Source organism: Vibrio sagamiensis NBRC 104589, from assembly GCF_007990935.1.
In the GTDB taxonomy this organism is placed as follows: Bacteria; Pseudomonadota; Gammaproteobacteria; order Enterobacterales; family Vibrionaceae; genus Vibrio; species Vibrio sagamiensis.
Genome location: NZ_BJXJ01000044.1, coordinates 21,849 through 28,572, shown reverse-complemented (window position 1 = coordinate 28,572; position 6,724 = coordinate 21,849). Strand labels below are relative to the sequence as shown.

Here is a 6,724-nt window from a genome sequence, read left to right as displayed (position 1 = left end):
TCGTGACTTCATCATGGATAAGAGCAGAACTGGGCGCGCTCATATCCCACGCTATCCATCCGACCATAACCAACATGCTCACACCCATTACCGCCATTCGCACTGATTTAACGTTCATTCATTTCTCCTTGAATATCCACTTCAAATGACAATGCAACTTGCTCCTCATTGGCTTTCATATCTAAACGATTGATCGCCACATGTGGGGCGCTAAACAGTTCAGCTAACACCGTTATCAGACCGATATCTAAAGACGTAAAGTTCACCTTTAAAGTCGTGATAACGACATTATCTATCTTGCTTATTTCTGTCATATTGACCGCGCCCCCCAAACGCTCAACCCCATCAATGACGCTTACCAGATAGCCTGCAATAGGAGCAGGTTGCCAAGGAGGAGGGAACGAAAACAAAACATTCAGTTTTCCAGTGCTGGAATGATAGTGCTCAGCTAAGTTCGGATTGGATTGAAGCCAAACACGCTCCATCACTCGCGTCACCGTACTTTTAGAGACCTGCGCTTTTAATGACTGGTTTTGAAGAGAAAGTGGACCTAAAACCATCTCATTAGGCATAAACTTCGCCTCAATTAAGACATTTCTCGCACTGAGCAGGGCATCGCTGGCCACCACTTTGTTTTGCCAACCTTGCTCATAGGCTTGACGAGGGGTTAACGTTGCCACCGGTGCCTGGGTTGGCTCGGGCATCGGTGTTGGCCAAAGCATTAAAGCCAACATTAAAGCGCTCCCTAAACCGAGCGCCCCAAGCCCAAGCCAAATCATTGGTGAGGTCCGGCGTCGCTGCAGTTCATAGCGTTCATCGCTGTCATAAACGGGAGCGGCCATCACCACCGTTTTGGCCTTTTCCTTGGCACTTAAGCCATGAAGAAAGGTCTCATCGGTTACTTGAATGTGGGTGGCATGATGCAGTGCGTAGCGAAAATACGGCATAAGATCGTTCAATGTGCCGATGTGTTCTTGCTCTAACTGAGGGTGAAAGCTGGCCATGTACCAGCAATCTTCTCCCTGCTCTGAGCGCTTTTCGACATGCACCAAAAGGGCGCCTTCCGCTGCAGAAAAACTGCCCCAAAAAGCGTGCTCTAACTCTTGTTGCAAAAACTCGCCATACAAGGTGGCAGGGGCATCACTGATGTAACGCCAAAACTGTGTGCCTTTCACTATCACTCGCTCATAGGCTGCGGGATAGCGTTTACGGTGTTGCTTGAGAGCTTTCTTATCTTCAAGCACGGCACATTGTGCTAATTTCATATCACTGCGCCTTTCTTGGGGTTAATAACACTAAGGTTTCGACCGTGTCGTTGCTTGACCCTGTTCCGCCAAGCAAAGAAGAAAAGAAGTTCTTCGTTTGTTCCGCCGTCCGTGAGGTTTGTTTCACGGAAGCAATCACCACCGTTTGGCCATAGCGGAGTTTATTAACAAAGTTGATTTCCGATTTTTGCACTTTGAGGAAGTTGGCTTCATTACCAAACACTTCACGGTTCTCACGGCCCACAATTTTCTTAAGTTGGCCCGACAAACGCAGCCACACATCATCACGTTGCACCTTAGCCGACACCATGACATCGACCCCTTCGGTTTCGCTGGCTCGCGTAAAGCCACCGGACACCACACCCTCAGAGTTCTCCGACGTGATTTCATCAATGTAAGGCTCAATGAGTTCTTGGGTGATTTTGGCCGGTTGGTTATTCAAAACTAAGGCGGTGACTGGGGTTTGTGTAGACACGCTGCCTTGCTTTTCGAGCACTTTAATAAACGATTCAGTGCCGCTCCAATCGTCACTGCCCTTAAATGCCATGCCATAGCCTGCTCCTTGGGATAAGGTGGTCGTACCCGGGACAAAAAATTGCACCAGACCTTTCCCCGTGTCTTTCACCACCTTCCAATCGATGCCCCGTTCGGTGCCTAGGTTAGAGCGAAACTCCAACACCTGAATATCGAGTAGGACTTGCTTTGACAGCTCAGCTTGATAGTGGTCAACAATGCGAGTGACTTCTTGCATTCGGTCGGGCGTGGTTTTAACAATTAAGGTCGTGGTATTGGGTGACACCGTCACCATACTGTCTTTGGTTTCATCACCGGTAAGCATCGCCGCAATGGTGCTCGCCACTTCTTGGGTGATTTGCACATTATCAAAGGACACGTTGAGGTATTGGCCCTCAATGCGCACGTCACTTTCTCCTGACGATTGGCCTTGTGAGCCAAGCTGCCCCGTGACAGCGCCGGTGGGAATATTCAAGGTAAAGACTCGGGTGATGGTGCGAGTGACTTCCAAGCGGGCATTTTTCACTTCAATGCCATACCCCGTTTCACGCGAGAGCAAGTTCAGAACTTGCCCTCGTTCGTTAGAGAAATTCAACGTGACGAGCTTGTTGGGTTTGACCATCTCACCAAAATAAATCGGCACCCCGGTGCCGTGCATGATTTCTTCCAGCACCACCGACAAGGGACGCTCGGCCACATTGACCGTAATGCGTTCATGCAGCCAGGCTAAGTTAACCGCTTCTTCCATCGGTTGGATGGTGACAGGCGGCTTGTCGATGTAACTCACTTTCGGCCGCTTGGCTTGCTGGGTGTGCTCGGCAATGGTGTCCGACACGGCTTGATTATGACTCAGGTTGTCTTGAAACTCCGCCGAGGTGCAGCCCAGCATCAATAGGCAAAGCAAGGCAGATAAAAAGAAAGGAAGGTGCATTTATCGATCCTCTTGAATGAGCACTTGGCCCGTTGATTGAATGATGTCCGAGCGCAATGGGTAAGCATCCAGCACCGACGTCAGTGCCATCACGATGTCGTCTTTTTCTGTCAACAAGTAGTAATCGGCGCCAAACTTGTAGTTATCGGCAGCTAAATAGCTGCGCGCCGGAGAGTCGCCCTCTACCCACTTCAAGCCGTAGTTATTGACGACATTTTTCACGACGTTTTTGATGGAATGGCCCGTCACATGCGTTAAGCGGGCCTCGCCTTCAAAGTCGTAAACACCGGCAACGTTTAAGTCTGGGTCCATCACGATTTGCAAAGGCATATCGAGGGTGCGCGATAGGGCAACAACCGCTTGCTTCAAACTGCCACGAAACCCTTTAGGCGCTGGGGCTTCGCGGCTTAATATCGACCTGTGGGCCTCATCAAGCTGCCAAGCAATGTTGTTCATGCCAGCGGTGTTAAGCCAACGTGTCAGTGCCACTTGATAGGACTCTCCGTGGCGCACCGTGTAATGGGGTACTGGCTTTTTCATCATGGGTATCTTTTTATCACTCGGCGCATCTTTGTTAACCAAAGGCTGACCAAATAACGTCAAAGAATGAGATTTGGGTGCATCATTCTGCTCTATCAGCGAACGCCTAGGTGCGTCGCGGGTACTCGCGGTTTGAGTGGGTTTAAACACCGACAAATCGCGCTCAATAACATGCACAGTTTGTAACTCAAAGTATTCACCTTGCCCAGTGTAGTCTTGACTGGCGCAGCCACACAGTAGTGTGGCCAGCCCTAACGAAATGCGCTTTTTCATTTAATGCCCCCTGCCAACGCTGATGAGGTGATGCTGTTTATCGATGATGAGGGTGTTGTCTTCGCCAATGAGCAGTTGAAGGGCATGCAGCACCGGCATGGTCCGGTGCATCTTGGCCCCTGTCGGAATGGGTTGAGCCAATACGCTTTTCGCGCTTTGCGGCGCAGGGTAATCGGTGGTGACGTAATAACCCAGTGGCTCAACCAGCCATTTAACGGCTTGCTCCACATGAGTCAGCTCTGGGGGATAAATGGTTCTGACCGACACTTGCAATGTATCGACATCCGGTAATCTAGGAGCGGCAACGCTTTGGCCGACACACAACGCGCCAAGCAAAACCAAAATGAGTCTGTTCACAGGTAATCCTCATAAATATGACGCCAAGGTTTGAGGTAAATCTCATCTTCGACGATGACATTCATGCTTTGACCTGGACGAATGATGTTGGTTGGTTTGATGGCTAAATACTGCTGAGCCAGTGGTGAGGTTTGTTCGCGTATCCCTTGCGAAAGGTCGCCAACATAAGAATCATCAAAACTGGTGCCCGTACCTTCATAACTGCTGGCGTTGGCCACAAGAGCGTAAGCGGCGACCCCCAAGAACTGAGCCATAAGGTGGCGTTCCACTTGGTCACTGATGCCGGTCATGCCTTCTCGGTCAAGTCCCGTCGACTTAGACAAATCAATTTTGTTGCCATTTGGCAACACTATCCAAGGCACCGTGTAGCCCATGCGTGGATTAATCACCCCATTAGGCCCGCTCATTTGTATCGATTTAGCGATGATTTCCGCCCCCTTGGGGATAAGCACGTATTCATTGTTGGAATCAAAGATGTCTTGTGAGACCAAGGATTTAAACGTGCCCACGTTGTCACTGCTGACCTTGCTCATCACCACACCAGGGATAAGCGTGCCAATGGGTAACTTAAACAGGCCATCGGTTGAGGCGTTGTATTGATTTTGCTGAGTGAACCCCGCAATGTTAGGGGGAGGCGCTGAAAAGCTTTGTTCAAGCGACTGTAAGGTTTGACGTTTTTGCTCACCTTCAAAGGCACTGTAATTGCCCGCTTGAATTTGCTGCTTTAATATCGCCACCTCTTGTAATCGACGTTTGATCATCTCCCTTTGCTCATCGCCGCTCAGTTGCTCATCAGGCAACCCAGGCGCTGACTCAGTCGGTCCTTGCCCAAGCGGCTCAGGGATTGGCACTGCAACTTTCACGATGCCCCACTGGCTGCGCGCGGCCAAAGCAGAGCGCTTGTACTCTAAGGCTTGGTGTGCGAGCATTTCTCGCTCTAAAGGATCGTCTTGTAAGGTAGTGCTGAGCACGGTTTTCGCTTGCTCAACGATGGTTGAAGTCTCCCTCGTTGTGGGGTCGGACACTTTTTCACGTTCCTTCGCAATTTGTTCAAAGGTCTTTTCCATCACAGGGGTGGGCGATTGGTCGACCTCACTTTTCACCTCCTTAATGGGCGTAGGCGAGGTATGACTGAGCTTTTCAAACGCCATGACCAGCACAAACATCAAACACACCGCTCCAAAGGTCAGCAATGCATACATCTTGGCTTTTTTATCAAATCGGGCAGGCGTTTCTTGGCTTTCCTCTTCTTTCTCTGCGTCGCTCATTAGGTGTTCCCCTTAGTGTGGTTGTCCCGGCGCTGCACATCGATGGTGACTTCATCAATGCGCAAAGTGAAGGAAGGGTAAATGCCGGTGACTTTGTACATCCCATAGGTGTCGATGTAGCGAGTCGGAGCAATGGCCCGTTTCCCTCCGATGGTGGTTTCCACGCTTAAAATGCCGCGATTGGGATTCGCCAAGCGGATATAAGTGAATTGTCCGTCGTCGTACACATCTGAAATGGTGTTACGTCCAACGAACTCACGCCCTTCATTCCATTGATACCGAGTGTAAATTCGGTATTGGTATTTCTTTAAGGCGTTCACTACCGCGTTTTTGACCGCCGTTTGCGAGGATTTTTGGGCGTGACTGAGGGCCTTTTCCAGTCTTTCGATTTGCCCTTTATCAACGGCGCTGCTTTGCGGGGTTTGCGCGTGCATAAAGGTCGAGAGCGCTTGCTGTTGCTCCTCACTGAAAATGCGTGAGCCTTCTGACACGATGATGCAAGGCTGATTGCGTTTGCCACTGACTCGGGTGGCTTGGATGTCGTAGACTTTACCCTCATCGGTGGTCGCGAAAATCATCGTTCGCTGACCTTCTTTTGAGCTGGAGTTGGGTTTAATGAAAATCGAACTGCTTCCTTCCATACCGTCGACGTCCCACAGGTGATTATTTGAAGTCAGAGGCTTAGCCACAAGATTGCCAGGTAACTGAATGCGCCCCCCTAAAAATAAAGCGCTATTAATGTGAATGATTTCCCCATCCTTGTGCTTGATGGGCTGGCAAGTTGCCCCGTGGACCCACGGCGCCCCCAACAGGCTCAGCAAAGCCAAGCCTTTTTTCCATTTATTCCTCATGACGGCGTTCCTTATTGAGTGATTCTTTGAGAATTTCGACCCCAATGGGGTTCACGCGAAGGTGACTGAGCGGGGTGTTGGTTAATGTGGTTTTGTCCACCAATCGCCACTGCAGCGACAACACCAGCGCTTCTTTGGTGGTTTTTTGGCCCGCACCGCTCAGCTCTCTCGTGAAATAGACGTTGGTGCGCAGCGCTTTATCAGCGCGCCCCGAACTTAAATGGACGTCGACCTTGTCGTAATGCTCGACATAACGAATATCGATGCTGGCATTGCGATTTTGCTTCTTAAGTTGGTCAATTTTGCTCCAAGCATCAAAGCCGTCTTTCGCCAGAAAATAGGCTTTCAAGTCCGAAGACATAAACGCACTGGCTTCGCCCCAATCGGCTTCAATCGTGCTGGAGTCACCTTTAAATCGGGCGATGGTGTAACGCTCAATCAAGGCATCAACGGTGGTTTTGAAATACAACTGCTCATCTTGAGGCTGGTATTCCACCACTTGCCAAGCCCCATTAGGTGACAGTTTGACGTAAGCGATTTCCTGATTGTGCTCGGCTTTGGCAAAGGCGTACCAACAAAACATCACCAGTAAAGCGATCACCCCCACACAGGCCAGTAATAAAAAGAAATAGCGATTACGCTCTGACACGAGCAGTGCCTCACGACTTAGCTGACGCTTTGCCTCACTTTTATGGTTATTTTCAACCGTGATGGTGTCCATTGTGC

The 6,724-nt window shown here is 50.0% G+C and carries 7 protein-coding genes; all 7 read right to left on the bottom strand.

Annotation, left to right across the window (positions count from 1 at the left end; genetic code table 11):
• Window positions 1–107: 107 nt before the first annotated feature.
• Window positions 108–1,265: a hypothetical protein gene (locus VSA01S_RS16865; protein ID WP_039981871.1), complete on the bottom strand. Its 1,158-nt coding sequence runs from the start codon at window positions 1,263–1,265 to the stop codon at window positions 108–110.
• Between the two features lies 1 nt (window position 1,266).
• On the bottom strand, window positions 1,267–2,709 hold the full coding sequence (locus VSA01S_RS16860; RefSeq protein WP_039981872.1) for a type II secretion system protein GspD: 1,443 nt from the start codon (window positions 2,707–2,709) through the stop codon (window positions 1,267–1,269).
• The gene (locus tag VSA01S_RS16855; RefSeq protein ID WP_039981873.1) at window positions 2,710–3,522 is read right to left on the bottom strand and encodes a hypothetical protein; all 813 of its coding nucleotides are present in this window, start codon (window positions 3,520–3,522) and stop codon (window positions 2,710–2,712) included.
• Window positions 3,523–3,879 carry a hypothetical protein gene (locus VSA01S_RS16850; RefSeq protein ID WP_039981874.1) on the bottom strand — a complete coding sequence of 119 codons (357 nt, stop codon included), beginning with the start codon at window positions 3,877–3,879 and terminating at the stop codon, window positions 3,523–3,525.
• On the bottom strand, window positions 3,876–4,982 hold the full coding sequence (locus VSA01S_RS16845) for a TraB/TrbI/VirB10 family type IV secretion system protein (protein ID WP_227739629.1): 1,107 nt from the start codon (window positions 4,980–4,982) through the stop codon (window positions 3,876–3,878). Before VSA01S_RS16845 ends, VSA01S_RS16850 begins: the two co-directional genes overlap by 4 nt.
• 164 nt (window positions 4,983–5,146) lie before the next feature.
• Complete coding sequence (locus tag VSA01S_RS16840; protein WP_039981876.1) at window positions 5,147–5,998, bottom strand: TrbG/VirB9 family P-type conjugative transfer protein; 852 nt, start codon at window positions 5,996–5,998, stop codon at window positions 5,147–5,149.
• The gene (locus VSA01S_RS16835) at window positions 5,988–6,719 is read right to left on the bottom strand and encodes a conjugal transfer protein (RefSeq protein WP_039981877.1); all 732 of its coding nucleotides are present in this window, start codon (window positions 6,717–6,719) and stop codon (window positions 5,988–5,990) included. The genes VSA01S_RS16840 and VSA01S_RS16835 overlap by 11 nt, the downstream gene beginning before the upstream one ends.
• Window positions 6,720–6,724: the final 5 nt, after the last annotated feature.

What these genes read in the sequence shown, in the direction of transcription:
- VSA01S_RS16865 (WP_039981871.1), bottom strand. Translation starts at nt 1,265, where the DNA reads ATGAAATTAGCACAATGTGCCGTGCTTGAAGATAAGAAAGCTCTCAAG.
- VSA01S_RS16860 (WP_039981872.1), bottom strand. Translation starts at nt 2,709, where the DNA reads ATGCACCTTCCTTTCTTTTTATCTGCCTTGCTTTGCCTATTGATGCTG.
- VSA01S_RS16855 (WP_039981873.1), bottom strand. Translation starts at nt 3,522, where the DNA reads ATGAAAAAGCGCATTTCGTTAGGGCTGGCCACACTACTGTGTGGCTGC.
- VSA01S_RS16840 (WP_039981876.1), bottom strand. Translation starts at nt 5,998, where the DNA reads ATGAGGAATAAATGGAAAAAAGGCTTGGCTTTGCTGAGCCTGTTGGGG.
- VSA01S_RS16835 (WP_039981877.1), bottom strand. Translation starts at nt 6,719, where the DNA reads ATGGACACCATCACGGTTGAAAATAACCATAAAAGTGAGGCAAAGCGT.